12 protein-coding genes, 1 pseudogene and 1 riboswitch are annotated in these 19,254 nt (G+C 68.9%); of the genes and pseudogenes, 7 read left to right on the top strand and 6 right to left on the bottom strand.

What is annotated here, in order from left to right; all coding sequences use genetic code 11:
• The first annotated feature begins 181 nt into the window (after positions 1 to 181).
• The 5 genes from MVF96_RS08735 (at position 182) to MVF96_RS08715 (ending at position 7,283) form a co-directional block, all read left to right on the top strand.
• A complete protein-coding gene (locus MVF96_RS08735; protein ID WP_247451849.1) occupies positions 182 to 1,030 on the top strand; it encodes an FAD binding domain-containing protein in 849 nt (282 codons plus the stop codon).
• A complete protein-coding gene (locus MVF96_RS08730) occupies positions 1,027 to 3,792 on the top strand; it encodes a molybdopterin-dependent oxidoreductase (protein WP_247451848.1) in 2,766 nt (921 codons plus the stop codon). The genes MVF96_RS08735 and MVF96_RS08730 overlap by 4 nt, the downstream gene beginning before the upstream one ends.
• A gap of 174 nt (positions 3,793 to 3,966) precedes the next feature.
• Positions 3,967 to 4,395, top strand: a complete 429-nt coding sequence (locus MVF96_RS08725; RefSeq protein ID WP_159370508.1) for a DUF7144 family membrane protein — start codon at positions 3,967 to 3,969, stop codon at positions 4,393 to 4,395.
• A gap of 102 nt (positions 4,396 to 4,497) precedes the next feature.
• Positions 4,498 to 5,949 carry a hypothetical protein gene (locus MVF96_RS08720; protein WP_247451847.1) on the top strand — a complete coding sequence of 484 codons (1,452 nt, stop codon included), beginning with the start codon at positions 4,498 to 4,500 and terminating at the stop codon, positions 5,947 to 5,949.
• Positions 5,946 to 7,283 (top strand): diacylglycerol/lipid kinase family protein, encoded by a 1,338-nt coding sequence (locus MVF96_RS08715; protein ID WP_247451846.1) that lies wholly within the window; start codon positions 5,946 to 5,948, stop codon positions 7,281 to 7,283. Before MVF96_RS08720 ends, MVF96_RS08715 begins: the two co-directional genes overlap by 4 nt.
• A gap of 12 nt (positions 7,284 to 7,295) precedes the next feature.
• On the opposite strand, the pseudogene MVF96_RS08710 reads toward MVF96_RS08715, so the two are convergent.
• Together MVF96_RS08710 and ppk2 are read right to left on the bottom strand one after the other, a co-directional pair.
• A pseudogene (locus MVF96_RS08710) lies at positions 7,296 to 10,075 on the bottom strand (cation-translocating P-type ATPase).
• Between the two features lie 65 nt (positions 10,076 to 10,140).
• Positions 10,141 to 10,974 carry a polyphosphate kinase 2 gene (gene ppk2, locus MVF96_RS08700; RefSeq protein WP_238995051.1) on the bottom strand — a complete coding sequence of 278 codons (834 nt, stop codon included), beginning with the start codon at positions 10,972 to 10,974 and terminating at the stop codon, positions 10,141 to 10,143.
• A gap of 196 nt (positions 10,975 to 11,170) precedes the next feature.
• On the opposite strand from ppk2, the gene MVF96_RS08695 reads away from it, so the two are divergent.
• On the top strand, positions 11,171 to 11,452 hold the full coding sequence (locus tag MVF96_RS08695; RefSeq protein ID WP_203235912.1) for a three-helix bundle dimerization domain-containing protein: 282 nt from the start codon (positions 11,171 to 11,173) through the stop codon (positions 11,450 to 11,452).
• Between the two features lie 48 nt (positions 11,453 to 11,500).
• On the opposite strand, the gene MVF96_RS08690 is transcribed toward MVF96_RS08695, so the two are convergent.
• The 4 genes from MVF96_RS08690 to MVF96_RS08675 form a co-directional block, all read right to left on the bottom strand.
• Positions 11,501 to 12,727 carry an acyl-CoA dehydrogenase family protein gene (locus MVF96_RS08690; protein WP_058250638.1) on the bottom strand — a complete coding sequence of 409 codons (1,227 nt, stop codon included), beginning with the start codon at positions 12,725 to 12,727 and terminating at the stop codon, positions 11,501 to 11,503.
• 113 nt (positions 12,728 to 12,840) lie between these two features.
• Positions 12,841 to 13,338 carry a histidine phosphatase family protein gene (locus tag MVF96_RS08685; protein WP_211538151.1) on the bottom strand — a complete coding sequence of 166 codons (498 nt, stop codon included), beginning with the start codon at positions 13,336 to 13,338 and terminating at the stop codon, positions 12,841 to 12,843.
• Between the two features lie 17 nt (positions 13,339 to 13,355).
• The gene (locus MVF96_RS08680) at positions 13,356 to 14,186 is read right to left on the bottom strand and encodes a CbtA family protein (RefSeq protein WP_247451845.1); all 831 of its coding nucleotides are present in this window, start codon (positions 14,184 to 14,186) and stop codon (positions 13,356 to 13,358) included.
• A 6-nt stretch (positions 14,187 to 14,192) separates the two neighbouring features.
• Positions 14,193 to 14,429, bottom strand: coding sequence for a CbtB domain-containing protein (locus MVF96_RS08675; RefSeq protein ID WP_058250870.1), 237 nt, complete (start codon positions 14,427 to 14,429; stop codon positions 14,193 to 14,195).
• A gap of 57 nt (positions 14,430 to 14,486) precedes the next feature.
• Positions 14,487 to 14,581, bottom strand: a riboswitch (cobalamin riboswitch).
• Positions 14,582 to 14,642: 61 nt separating this feature from the next.
• Here MVF96_RS08675 and MVF96_RS08670 point away from each other — a divergent pair.
• On the top strand, positions 14,643 to 19,253 hold the full coding sequence (locus MVF96_RS08670; protein WP_247451844.1) for an ATP-dependent helicase: 4,611 nt from the start codon (positions 14,643 to 14,645) through the stop codon (positions 19,251 to 19,253).
• Position 19,254: the final 1 nt, after the last annotated feature.

Here is a 19,254-nt window from a genome sequence, read left to right as displayed (position 1 = left end):
CGACCCGGTCACCTGTGGGCCGGGTCGCCGGCCCACGAGATGCGGACCGCACCGGATGCACGTAGCGTGACGCCGTGCTTCTCTCGACGTCGATCTCCGCGATCCGCTCCGACGGGCGCATCGGCCTCGTACGGTGGGAGCCACCCACCGCCGCATCCCGCCTCCTCGACAAGGCACGCTGATGGACCTCACCGCCGTCTCCCACTACCGGTTCGCGCGCACGCGGGATGAGGCGTTCCCCGCCCCCGGCGAACAGATCGTCGCCGGGGGCACCTGGGTGTTCTCCGAGCCGCAGCCGGCGACCACGGGACTAGTCGACCTGAGCGAGATGGGTTGGGCACCTGTCGAAGACCTGCCGGGAGGTGGTCTCCGGATCGCGGCCACCTGCTCGATCGCCGAACTCGTCGCACTCCCCCCGCGCCCCGGCTTCGTGGCCCACCCGATGTTCGCGCAGTGCGCGAACGCACTGCTGGCGTCGTTCAAGATCTGGAACATGGCGACCGTCGGCGGCAACATCTGCCGGTCGTACGCGGCAGCGTCGATGGTCTCGCTGGCGGTCGGGCTCGACGCGACCGCCCACGTGTGGAGTCCCGATGGCACCGACCGCGATCTACCCGTCGCCGAGCTGGTCATCGGCAACGGCATCAACCTCCTGGCACCGGGAGAAGTCCTGCGCGCCATCGACTTCCCCGCCCACGCGTTACGCGCCCGCACCTCCGTGCGCAAGATCGCCCTCGCCGAGCTCGGTCGCTCGGGGGCCGTGGTGACCGGCCGGGTCGACGACGACGGCGCCGCCACCTTCGGGATCACCGCGGCCACCGAATGGCCGACCGTTCTGCGCTACACCGGGTTACCGACCCGCGACGCGCTGCACGACGACATCGTCTCGGCAAGTGGCTATTACACCGACGCGCTGGGTTCGGCCGACTGGCGCCGCGGCGTCTCGGCGGTGCTGGGCGAGGAGGTCCGCACGGAGTTGTCGTCGGCGACGAACGGAATCAAGGACATGGGATTCGGAGCCGGCGCATGAGATTCGAGGTCAACGGAGAGTCGCTCGACGCCGAACCCGCTGCGGGACAGTGCCTTCGGATGCTTCTTCGCGAACACGCGCACTACGAGGTCAAGAAGGGCTGCGACGCCGGCGACTGCGGGGCGTGCTCGGTGCTCGTCGACGGACAACCCGTGCACTCCTGCATCTATCCCGCTCACCGCGCCGCCGGGAAGTCGGTGACGACGGTGGCCGGGCTCGGCACCCCAGACGACCTGCACCCCGTCCAGCAGTCCTTCGTCGACAACTTCGGGTTCCAGTGCGGTTTCTGCACCGCGGGAATGATCGTGACCGCCTCCACCGTCACCGCCGAGCATCTCTCCGACCTGCCGCGGCGGATGAAGGGAAACCTGTGCCGCTGCACCGGTTACCGCTCCATCCGGGACGCGATCACCGCGGCCGCCACGGGCACCGCGTCCCCCGCTGTGCCCGCGGAGCCCGCGCAACGGCCACTCGTGGGCGAATCGGTCGCTCCGCTCGCCGCCCGGCGCGTGGTGACCGGAACCGAGCCGTACACCTTCGACGTCCCCACGCCCGGGATGTTGCACATCCACGTACTCGGTTCGCCGCACGCGCACGCACGGATCACCGCCATCGACACCACCGACGCCGCCGCGCTACCCGGCGTCGAGCTGATCCTCACCCACGAAAACGTCTCCACTACGCGGTTTTCCACGGGACGCCACGAGAGCCGCCTCGAGGATCCCGACGACACACTCGTCTTCGACCCGGTGGTGCGATTCGTCGGTCAGCGGGTCGCCGCGGTGGTCGCGTCGTCCCCAGCGGTCGCCGACCAGGCCCTGGCGCTCATCGACGTCACCTACGAAGTGCTCCCCGCGGTCTTCGACCCGGAAGCGGCCAGAAGCCCCGGAGCCCCACTGCTGCACCCCGATCGCACTCCCGCCGACCGGGTCGCCGAGGCCCATCGCAACGTCATCGCCACCTTTCACGAGGGGTTCGGCGGTGACGTCGACGCCGCACTCGCCGCATCGTCGGCGACGGTGCACGGCACCTGGTCCAGTGGGCGGGTCTCCCACGCCCAGTTGGAGACCCACGGGTCGATCGGGTGGTTCGACGAACACGGGCGCCTCGTCATCCGGACCAGCACCCAGGTCCCGTTCCTGGTCCGCAACGAGCTCGCGCTCCTCTTCGATCTGCCGCCGGAGCGTATCCGGGTCTTCAGCGCCCGGGTGGGCGGTGGGTTCGGCGGCAAGCAGGAGATGCTGACCGAGGACCTCGTCGCCCTGGCCGTACTCCGCACGGGCAGACCCTGCGCCTACGAGATGACGCGCACAGACGAGCTGACCCGGACCACGTACCGGCATCCGATGCGGGTCACCGTCGACGTCGGCGCCGACGAGGACGGCAGGCTGACGGGCCTGCGGGTGAACCTGTTGTCGGACACCGGCGCCTACGGCAACCACGCGATCGGCGTGATGTTCCACGCCTGCGCCGAATCGGTGTCGGTGTACAACTGCCCGGTGAAGCGGCTCGACGCCGAGGTCGTCTACACCAACAACCCGCCCTCGGGCGCGTTCCGCGGTTACGGCCTCGGCCAGGTGGTCTTCGCCGTGGAGAGCGCGATGGACGAACTCGCGATCGAACTCGGCATCGACCCGTTCGAGTTCCGACGCCGCAACGCCGTCGCCGACGGCGATCCCCTCCTCATCGCACGCGCCGATCCCGAGGTCGACCTGGTCTACGGCAGTTACGGACTCGACCAGTGTCTCGATCTGGCCGAGCGTGCATTGCACGCCGGCAACGGGGTCGAGGCACCGTCGGGAGATCGCTGGCACGTCGGCGAGGGCATGGCCATCGCCGCGATCGCCACCATGGCCCCGCGCGGGCACTTCGCCGACGTCACCGTCGCGGTCGACGCCGCCGGCACGTACCACGTGGGCGTGGGCACCGCCGAGTTCGGCAACGGCACGACCACGGTCCACGCCCAGATCGTCGCCACCGCGCTGTCGACCGGACTGGACCGGGTCTCGCTGTGGCACGGCGACACCGACGCCGTCGTGCACGACACCGGGGCGTTCGCCTCGGCGGGCACGACCGTGGCCGGGAAGGCGCTGCACTCAGCATGTCTCGCGTTGCGTGACACCCTTGTCGACGCCGCGGCGCGGCTCACCGGAACGGACCCGGCACAGGTCGGCCTCGGCGTGGAGGGCGCGCTCGTCGACGGCCGGATCGTCGGGTTCGCCGATCTCATCGGCGCTGTCGACCCGTCGAACCGGGTCGAGCACCCCGCGGGACCGCGCGCCGTCGCCGCGGGCGCCGAACGCGGGGAGATGCGGTCCATCGCGTTCAACGTGCAGGCCTTCCGCGTCGCGGTCGACACCGAGACCGGCACCGTTCGCATCCTGCAATCGGTGCACGCGGCCGACGCGGGCACCGTGATGAACCCCGAGCAATGTCGCGGCCAGGTGGAAGGTGGTGTCGCGCAAGGCATCGGCACCGCGCTCTACGAGGAGATCATGATCGACGAGGCCGGACGGCCGATCACGAACGTCTTCCGGGTGTACCGCGTCCCGCAGATGGCCGACATCCCCGTCACGGAGGTCTACTTCGCCGAGACCAGCGACGAACTCGGCCCGTTCGGCGCCAAATCGATGAGCGAGTCACCGTACAACCCGGTCGCGCCGGCGCTCGCGAACGCCATCCGTCGCGCACTCGGGAGCCGGCCCGTCGAGACGCCGATGTCACGCGACCGCATCTGGCGACTCGCTCGGCAAGAGACCTGACCCTTTTTCGTTAGCAATGCGCATCGGTTTGCGCGGCAACGGCATCGAGTTCCGGCACATGGTCACAATTCTGGGCCCGCTCTCGCCGAAACGGTTGCGGGGCGGCATGACTCGTAGGACACTCCCCCTGTACGGGTAGTCCACAGTCAAGGTTGTCCAGAGAAGGGCGTCGTCATGACTCACACCGCACCCACCCACGAGAACAACCGTCCATCCACCTCACAGAACATCGCCGCGGGGACCTCCATCGGCGCCGCGATCATCCTCATCGTCCTCGGTGTCATCCAACTCTTCCAGGGCATCGCCGCGGTCGCCGAAGACGAGGTCTTCGTCCGCGGCGTCGAGTACGTCTACAAGCTCGACTTCACCACGTGGGGCTGGATTCACATCGCCCTCGGGGTCGTGATGGCCGGCGTCGGCGTCGCACTCGTCACCGGCGCGACCTGGGCGCGGTTCACCGCGATCGTGATCGCCGGCCTGTCGATCATCGCCAACTTCCTGTGGTTGCCCTACTACCCCTGGTGGTCGATCCTGATCATCGCTCTCGACATCGTGGTCATCTGGGCCGTCTCGACCTGGCAGCCGAAGGCCGAATACCGCTAGATCCCGACCCACGCTCCACCGTCGAGGCGCCCCTCGGCGGTGGAGCGCGTTCTGTCAGCACCGGAACCCCAGACGATCAGCGGCCGGAAGGGCGGCGTCGTGATGACCACGGACACCAACGGACAGAGCGCGGAGCCGAGCGTCGGCATCACCGACTCCGAGCGCGCCGAACTCGAACGACTACGAGCCGAGGTCGCGCGCCTGCGCGACGCGACCGGCACCGGGCCGGCCACCAAGACCCCCGACCCGACCCGGCGGAACCGGTGGCGCTGGTTCGCCGTCGCGGTCCTGTGCATCCTCGTCGCCGTACTCGCCATCACCTCGGTGACATCGCGGTTCGTCCGCGGCGAGATCCTCGACACCGACCGCTACGTCAGCACCGTCGCTCCGCTCGCCTCGGATCCCGCAGTGCAAGCCGAGATCTCGAACACGATCACCGATGAGATCTTCAGTCGCATCGACGTCGAGGGACTCACCGCGGCGGCGCTGACGACCCTGACCGACGCGGTTCCGGCCACCGAGAACGCACCACGCGTCGACCGGGCGGTCGAGGGTCTCGCTCCCGTCCTGGCCGGCCAGGCCCGCGGCTTCGTGCAACAGACCGTGTCGTCGTTCGTCGCCAGCGATCAGTTCGAATCCCTGTGGCTGCAGGCGAATCGGGCCGCACACACCGCCCTTGTCGCGGTCGTGACCGGTGACGTCGGACCGTCGTCGGTGACCGTGGACGACTCCGGCACCGTCAGCATCTCGCTCGGCACCGTGATCGACAACGTCAAGGCACGCCTCCTCGACCGCGGCTTCACCTTCGCCGAGAAGATCCCCGCCGTCGACAAGCAGTTCGTCCTGTTCCGCTCACCCGAATTGGTCCGCGCCCAGCGTGCCGTCTCGGCACTCGACACCGCCGCCGACGTCCTGCCCTGGCTGATGATCGCGCTCGCCTTCGCCGCTGTGGCCGTCGCACCCCGCAGTCGGCGTCTGCGGGCCCTCTCGCTCGCCGGACTGTCACTCGTCCTCGCCATGCTCGTCCTCGCCATCGCGTTGCTGATCGGCCGAGCGCTCTATCTCGACGCGATGCCGCCCGACATCCTCGCCCCGGATGCCGCGGCCGCCACCATCGACACAGTGCTCGATCCGCTGCGGTTGGCGCTGCGTGCCGTGGCGGTCCTCGGGCTCGTGGTCGCCGTCGGGGCCTACCTGCTGGGCGGGTCCGCCTCGGCCACGGCCGTCCGGCGCGGATTCGGCCACGGACTCGACTCGGTGCAGCGGATACGACGCTCGCGGCCGCCGAATGCCTTCGAGGAAAGCCTGTTCCGCGCGCGAATCGCGTTGCGCAGCGCGATCATCGGCATCGCGGCGCTGCTGCTCGTCTTCTGGAGCTATCCGACCGGTCTGGTGGTCCTCCTCATCGCCGTCTTCGGACTCCTCGCCCTCCTGATCCTCGAACTCGTGATCAGGCCGGCGAAGGACTGGGCCGCCCAGGACCGGAGCGAGGAGTCGGATCCGCCGGATCAGCAGACGCCCGATGAGGCGACGCCGGCCATCGAGACGGTATGAGTCAGGCGTCGGTCGCCGCCGAGGTCGCGCCGCCCACGACACGCAGATGGTGGGCGCGCGCGGCCATGGCGCTGGCCGTCGCCGCGATCCTGCTCCCGGTGGCCGCAGCCGGCCTCCTCCGCCTGCTGGGCCTCCTGGCGATCTGTGGTGTCTGTGCCGTCGTCGTCGTCGCCGCGGTGTACTGGTTCCTCATCAGCCGTGGTGTCCTCCGCATCGTCTCGGCTGCTCTCGCGGTCCTGCCGGTGGCGGTTCTCGTGGTGTTCCTCCTTCGCGAGCGACAGCTCTGGGTCGTGATCGCCGCCGCGCTGCTGGCGGCCGCCGCGGTCGGATGCGGTCGGCGCGCGCTGCGGCCGTCCCGCATCGACTCCCTGATGCCCGAACACCCGGCGCCGGACGTCCACCGCCCGTTCATCATCATGAACCCGCGTTCGGGTGGCGGGAAGGTCGTCCGATTCGATCTGCAGCGCAAGGCCGAATCCCTCGGCGCCGAGGTCGTATTGCTGGACGGGCCGGTGGAGATCGACGTGGAGCAATTGGCACGGGACGCGGTGGCGCGCGGGGCCGACCTGCTGGGTGTCGCGGGAGGTGACGGCACCCAGGCCCTCGTCGCCGGAGTCGCGGCCGAGGCGGGCGTACCCTTCCTGGTCATCAGTGCCGGCACCCGAAACCATTTCGCGCTCGATCTCGGGCTCGACCGTCAGGACCCCGCCCGGTGTCTCGACGCGCTGCGCGACGGCGTCGAGTTCCATGTCGACCTCTGTCACATCAACGGTCGGCCGTTCGTCAACAACGCGTCGTTCGGCATCTACGCCGAGGTGGTCCAGAGTCCGCAGTATCGAGATGACAAGACACGCACGGTGTTACGCATGCTTCCCGACCTCCTGGGCAGAGGGACGAGGTCGGGTCTGCGGGCCGTCGTCGGCAGCGAGACCATCGCCGATCCCCAGGCCGTCCTCGTCAGCAACGGCCCCTATGCCACCAACGACGTGGCCGGGCTCGGTCGCCGCACCCGCATCGACGAGGGACGGCTCGGGGTCGTCACCGTCTCGGTGTCCGACACCCGGCAGGCCGTCGGCCTCCTGCGGCGCACCCACGACCGCGGACTCGTCCAGCGCATCGCCACCGAGGTGACCGTCGACGCCGACGCCGAGGTCATCCCGGTCGGGGTCGACGGTGAATCGTTGCAGCTCACGACGCCGGTGCGGTGCACCATCACGCCCGGGGCGCTCCGCGTACGGGTCCCCCGGCACCGGCCCGAGACCCGGGTCGCGCCACCACAACTGGACTGGCTGCAGTTGTGGTACCTGGCGTGGAACCCACACCGGGCCTCGTAGCCGCCCGTTCGGTCAGCGAAGAGCTCGCCGGGGTGCCACCGCTTCCACGGCCGAGATCGCGGACACCGCCGGACTCCGGCGACGTCGCACCCACTTCTCCGCCTCCACCACGACGGGGATGATCAGCGACCATCCGATGCAGGCGAGCCACTGGCCGCCGGTCAGCGAGGTCGTCTGCAGCAGGTCTTGCAGAAATCCGAGCTCCACCGCGAGCACGGTGACGATGATCGGGATCGACAGGATCTTCACGGCGTTGACGATCGGCGGTGTGAGGCCCGACTCCGGATCGCGCCGCATCACCAACCCGGCGAACACCGAACCCAGGGACAGCACCACGAAGCCCATGGTCATCGGGACGTTCGGTTCGGTCGGGCTCATCGGACCGGGCGCCACCATCATCGCGACGAAGGTCACCGCGAACTGCAGGACCCCGTAGGCGAACCACTGCACGAACGACGCGCGATTCGTGATCGGCTGTTTCGGGTCCCGTGGTGGTTTGGCCATCAGATCCGGTGCCGGCGGGTCCTGCATGATCACGATCACCGGGAACAGGGTGATGAAAAAGTGCTGGAAGACCACCATCAGCGGCGCCAGCGCGACGCCCTCGTTGATGTCGAAGATGCTCGCGACCAGGAACAGGAGCACCAGTGAGAACAGCTTGGACATCTGGTAGCGGATGTAGGCGACGATCTTGTCGTAGACGCTGCGCCCCAACCGGATCGCGGTGATCAACGTCCCGAAGTTGTCGTCGGTGAGGATCAGCTTGCCGGCCTGCTTGGTGACCTCGCTGCCCGAGCCCATCGCCACCCCGATGTCGGCCTTCTTCAGCGCGGCCGCGTCGTTGACCGCGTCGCCGGTCATCGCGACGACCGCGCCCTGGCGCTGCATCACGTCGGCGAGCCGGAGTTTGTCCGACGGCGTGACACGCCCGAACACATGCAACCGCGGAAGCGCCTCGGCGAGTTCCTCGTCGGACATCGCGGCGAGTTCGGTACCGCTGATGGCCCCGGGACCGAGTCCCAGCTGCGCACCGATCGCCGACGCGGTTCCCGTGTGGTCCCCCGTGATCATCCGCACATCGATCCCCGCGGCGTGCGCCGTGCGGACGGCGTCGACGGCCTCGGCACGCAACGGGTCGATGATCCCGACCATCCCGACGAAGACGAGATCGTCCACGAACGCCATCGGGTCGGCGGTCACCTCGTCCTCCCGGCCGTCGAGCACGCGCGCGGCGAAGGCCAGCACACGTAGGCCCTCGGCCGACATCTGCTCGTTGGCCGCCTCGATCTCGGCCCGGACCTCCGCCAGCTCCACCCTCTCCCGTCCGGGGCGGAACGCCCAGCGGCAGCGGTTCAGCACGACATCCGGACCGCCCTTGACCATCTCGACGAAACGGACGGTGCCGTCCACCGGCAGCCGGTGGAACGTCGCCATGAACTTGTAGGCCGAGTCGAATGGAACCTCGGCGAGACGGGGATAGGTCTGGCGGGTGAGCGGCGCGTCGACCCCCATCTTGGCTGCCAGCACGATCAGCGCCGCCTCGGTCGGATCGCCGATGACGGCGCCGGCGTCCGACACGGTGGCGTCGCTGTCGAGGCACAGTCCGTACGCGAGCATGGTGAAGTCGGGAACCGGCTCGCCCGCCGCCTGGGTGATGCTCCCGGTCTTGCCGTAGCCCTCACCGTCGACGGCGAACCACTGACCGTGGAAGTACAACGAGCGCACCATCATCTGGTTCATGGTGAGCGTCCCGGTCTTGTCCGAGTTGATCAGACTCGTCGCGCCGAGCGTCTCCACGTCGGTGAGGTTCTTGACGACCGCCTTCGCATCCGCGAGCTGCCGGGCCCCGAAGGCCAGCATCGCCTGGACGAAAGTGGGCAGACCGGAGGGTATCGCCGAGATGCCCATCGAGATACCGAGCAGCATCACCGTCGCCAGGTCTTGTCCGCGCACCAGCCCGATCACCACGATGATCGCCACGGCGGTCCAGGCGATCACGCCCAGGATCTTGGTGAGTGAATCCAGCTCGCGCTGCAGGGTGACCGCTGTGGAGCGATCGCCGACAGCATCGACGCGATCTGTCCCATCTGCGTCCGCATCCCGGTCTCGGTGACGACCATCGTCGCCGTGCCGCGGGTGACCGAGGTGTTCTGGAAGAGCATGTTGCTGCGGTCACCCAGGGCCAGCTCGACATCGGTGAGCGCGGCGGGGTCCTTCGGGATCGGCGCGCTCTCGCCGGTCAGCGCGGCCTCCTGCGTCTCCAGCGTGGCGGCCCGCACCAGACGTCCGTCGGCCGGCACCAAGTCGCCGGCTTCGAGCTGCACGATGTCCCCGGGAACGAGTTGCGCCGCGGGAACTTCCACCAGGACTCCACCCCGGACCACGCGGGCCTGCGGAACCTGAATCCGCGCCAGGGCGTCCACGCTGGCCCGGGCCTTCAGCTCCTGCCGAGTGCCCAGCACCAGGTTGAGCACCACCAGGGCGGCGACCACCAGCGCGGTCGAGACCTCCGCGATCACCAGGCTGACGATCACCACGGCGATCAGCATCAGGTTCATCGGATCCTTGAGCTGCAGCAGCACCAGTGCAGCCACCGACGGGGCCGGTTCCGCGGCGATCACGTTGTCGCCGAACCGCGTCCGTCGGTCGTCGATCTCGGCCGACGACAGTCCACCGGTGCTGTCGGACTCGAGCGCCGACACGACGGATTCGACGTCCTGGACGTGCCAGGCCGGTGCGGGGGCGTCGTCCTCCCGACGTTCCGGTGACGACGGCGGGCGTGCGATGGCCATGCAACTCTCCTGCCTCGGGCTCGGGCGGTGTCGTGACTACTCGACTGCGGTTCGGTTTCGGGTCGTCAATACGGGGTCGGGATCCAGTGCAGGGCCTGCTCGGGTGGCCGATAGTCCTTGGCCTTCTGCCGCTTCGGCAGTTCGATCCGGGGACGTTCGAGCGGCGTGTAGGGAACCTGACCGAGAAGGTGCTCGATCACATTCAACCGACCCCGTTTCTTGTCGTCGGTGGAGACGACATACCAGGGCGCCCAGCCCGTGTCGGTGAACCGGAACATCTCGTCTCGGGCCCGCGAATAGTCGTACCAGCGGCTGTAGGACGCGAGGTCCATGTCGGAGAGCTTCCAGATCTTCCGCGGATCGTCGATCCGGCTCTGCAGGCGAAGGGTCTGCTGTTCCTCGCTGATCTCGAGCCAGTACTTGAGCAGGATGATCCCCGACTCGACCATCGACCGTTCCACCGTGGGCACCTGTTCCAGGAACTGGTGTGCCTGCTTCTCCGTGCAGAATCCGAGCACTCGTTCGATGCCGGCCCGGTTGTACCAACTGCGGTCGAAGATGACGACCTCGCCGGCCGCGGGCAGATGCGGGATGTACCGCTGGAGGTACATCTGCGACTTCTCCCGTTCGGTGGGCGCGGGCAGCGCGACCACGCGGAAGACCCGCGGGCTCACCCTGGCCGTGATCGCCTTGATGACTCCGCCTTTGCCCGCCGTGTCCCGGCCCTCGAAGACGATGCAGACCTTCGCCCCGGTCGCACGGACCCATTCCTGCATGGCGACCAACTCGGCGTGCAGCGGTTCGAGATGCTTGCGGTACTTCTTGCCCGACATCGGGCCCGACGGGCCGTCGTGATCCGGGCCTCGGAGTTCACCCGAGGACGATGAGAAATCAGGCATGGCCGTACGCTCCCGTGGCTGGACCGAATGACTAACTGGTCATTCTGTGCCACGTCCGAGGCATCCGCGCGGTAACCGACGAAGAGGACGCGCAATTGTCGTGGCAGGTACGGGGCACACCGTCGCATGCTCGATCGTGACCAGTCGTTTCCCCGATGAGCCTGCAGCCGCAAAGGTTTTCCCGCAGAATGTCCCAATGGCTCGGGTTGAGGAGATGCTCGAAGTCGAACAGGTGATTCGACGCCTGATCGCACGGTTTCCGGTTATGGCTGTCGACGACATCGACGCACGTGTGCACGCCGTCTACGGACGATTCGCCGACTGCAAGGTCAGGATCTTCGTGCCGTTGTTGATCGAGAAAGCGGCTCGACGCGACATCGAGGACTTCCTGGCACAGCCGGACCACCTGACGCTCGTGTCGCCGACGCCCGGCACCACGCCGCAGACGGTCGAGGTCCGGGCCGACGAGGTCGCCTGAACCCGGCCCGATCGTGTCGGCATGGTCCGACACGATCGGGCCTGTTCGTCAGCCCCGCAGCAGCCCCTTGGCGACGTGGGTCACCTGGATCTCGTTGCTGCCGGCGTAGATCATCAGCGACTTGGCGTCGCGCGCAAGCTGCTCCACGCGATACTCGGCCATGTAGCCGTTGCCGCCGAACAACTGCACCGCCTCCATCGCGACGTCGGTGGCCGCCTTCGACGAGTAGAGCTTCATCGCCGACGCCTCGGACAAGCTCAGCGGCTTGCCCGCCTTGCCCCGCTCGAGGGCACTGAAGAGCATGTTCTGGACGTTGATGCGCGCGACCTCCATCTCGGCCAGCTTGAGCTGGATGAGCTGGAACTGTGCGATCTCCTGGCCCCACAGCTTGCGGTTCTTCGCGTAGTCGATCGAAAGCCGTTGCGCCTCGTTGATGATGCCCAGCGACAGGGCCGCGATCCCGACCCGCTCCGCGGTGAAACCGGCCTTGGCGCCTTCGGATCCGCGCGCGTCCGAACCGGTGTCCTCGGTCTCGCCGAGAAGGCGGTCCTTGCCGACGCGCACGTTGTCGAAAAACAGCTCGCCCGTCGGCGAACTCATCATGCCCATCTTCTTGAACGGCTTGCCCTGGGTCAGTCCCGGCATCCCCTTGTCGAGGACGAACGACAGGACCTTACGGTCCCGCATCGGGGTGCCGCTGCCGTCGTCGAGCTTGGCGAACACGACGATGGTGTCGGCGTAGGGGCCATTGGTGATGAAGGTCTTCTGCCCGTTGAGGATGTAGTCGTCACCATCGCGACGGACCGTCGTCTTCATACCGCCCAGCGCGTCCGATCCGGAGTCGGGTTCGGTGATCGCCCAGGCGCCGACCTTCTCCATCGTGACCAGTTCGGGCAGCCACCGCTTCTTCTGGGCGAGCGTGCCCTTGCCGCGGATGGTCGAGGCGGTCAGGCCCATGCTCACGCCCAAGGATGCGACGAGACCGAGACAGACCCCCGCCAGTTCGATGTTGACCATCATGAACATCGAGCCGCCCATACCGCCGCCGTCGCCCGAGGGCTTCTTCTTCTCCCCGTTGGCCTCGGCCTCGAGCTCCTTCTCGAGAGCGTCCTTGGCCATCGCGTCGACACCGAAGCTCGACAGCAGTTTGCGGGTGATGTCGTAGGGCGGCAGCGTGCCGGATTCGAGTTCGTCGAGATGTGGCCGGATCTCCTTGTCGATGAACGCCCGCAGGGCGTCCCGAACCATCAGATCTTCTTCGGACCACTCGAACATCGTCACACTCCCAGACCGGTGTCCGCGCAGGGGCGAACACGTTTCAGTTTTGTCGTCCCCAACTGTGTCAGGAGTCACTGCCGATGTCTAGGTACGTCGTCGCAGATCTGTTCCTACCGAACATCGGTGCAGGTGTAGAGGGTGGCCGGGCGCACCTCCCGCGCGAAGAACCCGTCCGCATCGGCGCACAGCAGGGCCTGCGCCACCGGCATCGCGACCACCACGTAGCCATCGCCGTGCTCGGCCTGCCCGGCACGCCAGGCATGGACTCGGTCGACGAACTGCGCGACACTCTCACCCCCGTGCGGGCGGGCCTCCGGGTCGGTGAACCACCCGCCGAGGTCGACGGGGTCGATCTCCTCCGGGGACAGGCCCGACCACGCACCGACATCGAGCGTCCGCAGCGCGTCGTCGACGATGAGGCCGCCTGTCGCGCCGAGTACCTCGGCGGTGGCGCGGGTCGCCGCCTCCGGGCCGCAGATGTCGATCGGGCGCGTGAGCGACGCGCTCAGAACGAGCACGTCGCGTCGACCCCGCTGATCGAGAACCGGGTCACCGCCGAATCGCACCGACCGGTTGGGGCCGGTGCGCCCGGCGGTGATGATCTGCATGCCGGGCAGTGATCGCCTCAGTTCGGCGCGGAGACCGCGCGAGCGCGGTCAGTCGCCCGCGACCGGGCCATCGCCCCCACGATCAGTGCGAACGAGACGGTGAGAACCGTCCACAGAATGACCTGGTTGGCGATCGCGTACACCCGGAAATCCCCGATCACGTCACCGGGGAAGCCCGGGAACACGACCTGTCCGGCGTCGTCGCGGACCGGGCCGGGGACCTCGCTGAACGACGGCAGGAAGGCGAGCACGATCGCGATGCCGGCCAGATAGGCGACCGTGGCGGCGACCGCCGAGACCAACCCACCGATGCGCGGACGCAACCACGACGCCAGGACCACCGCCGCGATGGCGAGGATCACCGACGACACGGTGATGGTGAGGAAGGCACCGGTTCGTTCGCCGATGGTGTCGTCGTCGCCGACGGCGGGTGGGTTCGCCGGGTAGGCGAAGAACGGGACGGCGAAGACGGCGACGAAACCGATGCCGCCGAGCACGCCGGCGACCGCACGGGGATCGGTGGCCGGGTGACGGCTGCCGACGTGGCTCCACAAGACCGTGAACGCCACCGCGAAGAACGCGCCCATGCACACTGCGAACACGACGTTGCCGATCCCCGCGCCGAGGTTCTCCTGCATCGCGCGGGTGAACAACTCTCCGCCCTCACCATGGGTGTGACCACCCGGTTCGGCGGCATGGGCCAGGGCCTCCTCGGCCGCCGAGCGGGCGCTCTCGTAGTCGATGGCCTTGCCCACGACGGGTTCGAGGTAGAACCGCGCGAACACGAACGAGACGATGCCGGCGATCAGACCTGCGAGCAGGCCGGCGCCGATGAACTTCTTCTCCATGTCGACTCAGTGGCAGGGGAAGCCGAGGAAATGGCGGGCGTCGTGCACGAACTCGTGCACGTGGGTGTCGGAGCCGAAGACCGACACGACCCCCTGGTCGTAACCGAGGAAGTAGTACGCCAGCCCGGCGAGCAGCACGGTCAGGCTGAGCCAGAGCGCCGCGCTCGCGACGGAGATGTTCGGTACGGGCAGGGCACGGGCCGGGGCGACCGGTGATGCCGCCTCGGTACGGGGAGCTGTCATGGTGGGTCCTTTCGCCGATCTCGCGTCGGAGAGTTCACGGGTGGTGCACGCCGGCACGGCATCCTGACTCACGCATGCCCCGTCACGTCGACCGTGTCGATCTGGGCTGCGTTCACAGTGGCGCGACCGTTCCGGACTCTCACCGGATTCCCCGTACAGGCGTGAGGAGACTGTATACCGCGTTCTGTCGTACGAGTGCGACATAGTGGAGAGATGCCCCGCCCCTCGGTGCTCGACCGCTTCACCGCCCCCACCCGGCGGTGGTTCTCGGGTGCGTTCACCGCGCCCACCGCTGCGCAGAAGGGCGCCTGGACCTCCATCGCCGACGGCGCGAACACCTTGGTCATCGCACCGACCGGGTCCGGGAAGACCCTGGCCGCGTTCCTCTGGGCTCTCGATCGGCTCGCCGCCGACGCCGGCAATCGTCCCGCGGGCACCAAGGTCGTCTACATCTCGCCGTTGAAGGCGCTGGCCGTCGACGTCGAGCGCAACCTGCGCGCACCGCTGACCGGCATCACCCGGGCGGCCCAGGAGCTGAACCTTCCGGAGCCCAACATCACCGTGGGCGTGCGGTCGGGCGACACCTCCGCCGCCGATCGGCGTGCGCTGGTCAAAACCCCACCCGACATCCTCATCACCACCCCCGAGTCGCTGTACCTGATGCTCACCTCGGCCGCGCGGGAGAGTCTCACCGGCGTGGAGGCGATCATCGTCGACGAGGTCCACGCGGTCGCCGCGACCAAACGAGGTACCCATCTCGCGCTGACCCTCGAGCGCCTCGACGAACTGCTGGACAAACCCGCCCAGCGGATCGGCCTCTCGGCGACGGTCCGCCCGCCCGAGGTGGTCGCGGGGTTCCTGTCCGGCGCCGCGCCGTGCCAGGTGGTCAAACCCAAGGCCGACAAGACATTCGACCTGCGCGTCGACGTCCCCGTCGAGGACATGGCCAACATCCCGCCGCCGGTGTCCGATGCCGACCCCGCGGCGCTGGACGACGCGTTCTCGCCGACTGCCGGCTCGTTGTGGCCGTACGTCGAGGCCTCGATCGTCGACCAGATCGAGGCGAACCGCGCCACGATCGTCTTCGCCAACTCCCGACGCCTCGCCGAGAAGCTCACCGCTCGGCTCAACGAGATCCACGCCGAGCGCCACGGCGAGCCTGCCGAACCGACCGGCAATCCGTCGGTCGCGGGCGGCGCCCCGGCGTTCGTGATGGGCAGCGGCGCGAGCTCCGGCGCCGAGCCGGTTCTCGCCCGCGCCCATCACGGCTCGGTCAGCAAGGAGCAGCGCGCCCAGATCGAGGACGACCTGAAGGCCGGCCGCCTCTCGTGTGTGGTGGCCACCAGCTCACTCGAACTCGGCATCGACATGGGTGCGGTCGATCTCGTCATCCAGGTGGAGTCCCCGCCGTCGGTGGCGAGTGGACTGCAGCGGATCGGCCGCGCCGGGCACCAGGTCGGCGAGATCAGCCAGGGCATCCTCTACCCCAAGCACCGCACCGATCTGCTGCACTGCACGGTGACGGTGGGCCGGATGCTCGACGGCGCGATCGAGGAGATCAAGGTCCCGCAGAATCCGCTCGACATCCTCGCCCAGCAGACCATCGCGGCGGCCGCGGTCGACGACCTCGAGGTCGATCACTGGTACGAGGTCGTCCGGCGCGCGGCGCCCTACCGCGAACTGGGCCGGGGCGTCTTCGACGCGACCCTCGACCTGATCGCGGGCCGCTTCCCGTCCGACGAGTTCGCCGAACTGCGCCCCCGGGTGAACTGGGACCGCGACGCCGGAGTCATCACCGGCCGGCGCGGCGCCCAGCGGCTCGCCGTCACCTCGGGCGGTTCCATACCCGACCGCGGACTCTTCGGCGTGTTCATGGTCGGCGAGAAGGCCACTCGCGTAGGCGAACTCGACGAGGAGATGGTCTATGAGTCCCGAGTCGGCGATGTGTTCGCGCTGGGCGCCACCAGTTGGCGGATCGAGGACATCACCCACGACCGCGTACTCGTCTCCCCCGCGTTCGGTCAACCGGGCCGGTTGCCGTTCTGGATCGGTGACGCGATCGGACGCCCCGCCGAACTGGGCGCCGCGATCGGTGCCTTCACCCAGTCGGTCGCCGATCCCGGGAAGCTCGACGACCAGGCAGACCGGCTCGGGCTCACCGAGAACGCCCGCAGCAACCTCGCGACACTCATCGCCGAGCAGCGCGAGGCGACCGGACACCTGCCCACCGATCGCACGCTGGTCGTCGAGAGGTTCCGCGACGAACTCGGCGACTGGCGGGTGATCCTGCACTCCCCCTACGGCTTACGTGTACACGCCCCCTGGGCCAGTGCCATCTCGCAGCGCCTGCTGGAGACCCTCGGCATCGAGGGCGCCACCACCGCCTCCGACGACGGCATCATCCTGCGGATGCCCGACACCGACGACGCCCCTCCCGGAGCCGATGTGTTCCTCCTCGACCCCGACGAGGTCGAGCAACTCGTGACCGACGGTCTGGCCGACTCGTCGATGTTCGCGTCCCGTTTCCGCGAATGCGCCGCCCGCGCCCTGCTGTTGCCGCGCCGGGATCCGGGCCGGCGCGCCCCGCTGTGGCAACAGCGCCAGCGCAGCGCCCAACTGCTCTCCGTCGCATCCAAATTCCCCGACTTCCCGATCGTGCTCGAAGCCGTCCGCGAATGCCTGCAGGACGTCTACGACCTCCCCGCCCTGCTCGATCTGCTGAACCGCATCCGCACGCGCCGGATCCGGGTGGTGGAGACCGAGACCCAAAGCCCCTCTCCCTTCGCCGCGTCGCTGCTGTTCGGGTACGTGGGAGCCTTCATGTACGCCGACGACGCGCCGCTCGCCGAGCGCCGCGCGGCCGCCCTCTCCCTCGACACCAGCCTGCTGGCCCAGTTGCTCGGGCGCGTCGACCTGCGCGAGCTCCTCGATCCGGCGGTCATCGCCGACGTGATCGCCCGGCTCCAACGCCTGTCCCCCGAGCGTCAGGCGCGCGACGCCGAGGACATCGTCGACCTCCTGCGATGGCTGGGCCCGCTCACCACCGAGGAGGTCGCGGCCCGGTATCGCGGCGACGAGCCGGCCGCCGACCTGCTCACCGAGCTGCACCGGGTCGGGCAGATCATCTCGGTCAACCACAACGCACGTGCGCTGTGGGCGGCCATCGACGACACCGCCCGCCTCCGTGACGCTCTCGGGGTGCCCGCACCTCTCGGCATCCCGGCGGCCTATCTCGAGGAGGTGCCCGACCCAGTCGGAGACCTCATCGGCCGGTACGCCCGCACCCATGGCCCGTTCACCGTGCCCGAGGCCTCCGCTGCTCTGGGTATCGCGACCGGGGTCGTGCGCGACACCCTCAACCGTCTCGCATCGGAGCGACGCGTCGTCGAGGGTGACTTCCTGCCCGATGCCGGTACCGGCCCCCGGGACGGGCAATGGTGTCACGCCGACGTGCTGGGTCAGATCCGACGCGGTTCCCTGGCGGCGAGCCGCGCCGAGGTGGCTCCCGTCGGTACCGACGTCCTCACCCGGTTCCTCCTCGACTGGCAGCACGCGTCGTCGGGCACCCAGCTCCGGGGTGTCGACGGGGTGGCGACGGTCATCGACCAGCTGGCCGGGTTCCCGCTGCCGGCGTCCGCGTGGGAGTCCCTCGTACTGCCGGCCCGGGTGTCCGATTACGCAGCGCCGATGCTCGACGAACTGCTCAGCGCCGGTGAGGTCATCTGGTCCGGACACGGCCGCATCGGGAACTCCGACGGCTGGGTGGCGCTGCATCCCGCGGACGTCGCCGTCCTGACGCTGCCCGACGCCGACGAGATCGACACCACCCCGGTCCACGACGGGGTCACCGCCGCACTCGAACCCGGTGGTGCCCTGCGGTTCCCACAGATCGCCGCCGACATCAGCACCGGCACCACCACGCCGGCCGCCGACATCGAGAGTGCCCTGTGGGACCTCGTGTGGGCGGGCCGGGTCAGCAACGACAGCTTCGCGCCCGTCCGCGCCCTGCTGCAACCGCGGCGCAGCCCGTCCGCACCGCGCTCGGCGCCCGCGCATCGGGCACGCGGGCGCGCACCCCGGCTCCGGGCCGGCCGCCTGTCGGCCCGGTACCTCACCGAACACTCCGTCGCTCCCCCGGTGTCGCCGACGGCGAGTGGCCGCTGGTTCGCCCTCGACCACCCGTCCACCGAGCCGACCATCGCCACGCAGGGCCTCTGCGATCAGTTGCTGACCCGATACGGCGTGATCACGCGCGGCAGCGTGGTCTCGGAGGAGGTGACCGGCGGCTTCGCGCGGGTCTACAAGGCGCTCACCGTCTTCGAGGACAACGGACATGTTCGTCGCGGCTACTACGTCGACGGCCTCGGCGGGGCGCAGTTCGCCTCGCCGGCCACGGTCGACGAATTGCGCCGGCATGCGCTGCCCGATCGCAAAGCGCCCCGCGAGGCAACCGTGCTGGCCGCGACGGACCCGGCCAATCCCTACGGGGCGGCGCTCGAGTGGCCGGCGTCTCGCGACGCCGAGGCCGGTCACCGCCCGGGCCGCAAACCGGGGGCGCTCGTGGTGATCGTCGACGGTGACGTGGTGTGTTTCGTCGAACGCGGCGGCAAGACACTGCTGACGTTCAGCGACTCGATCCCGCGGCTGGAGTCGGCCGCGGGCGCGCTGGTCGCACTGGTCCGGCGGGGCCGGATCGCGCGTCTGACGATCGACCACATCGACTCGGAACCCGTGCGCGCCACCGACTTCGGCAAGGTGCTCGTCGAAGCGGGATTCTCGACGACCCCGCGCGGCATCCGGCTGCGTTTCGGTGATCATGCCTGAG

Source organism: Gordonia hongkongensis, from assembly GCF_023078355.1.
In the GTDB taxonomy this organism is placed as follows: domain Bacteria; phylum Actinomycetota; class Actinomycetes; order Mycobacteriales; family Mycobacteriaceae; genus Gordonia; species Gordonia hongkongensis.
This window is presented reverse-complemented; position numbering and strand designations above follow the sequence as displayed.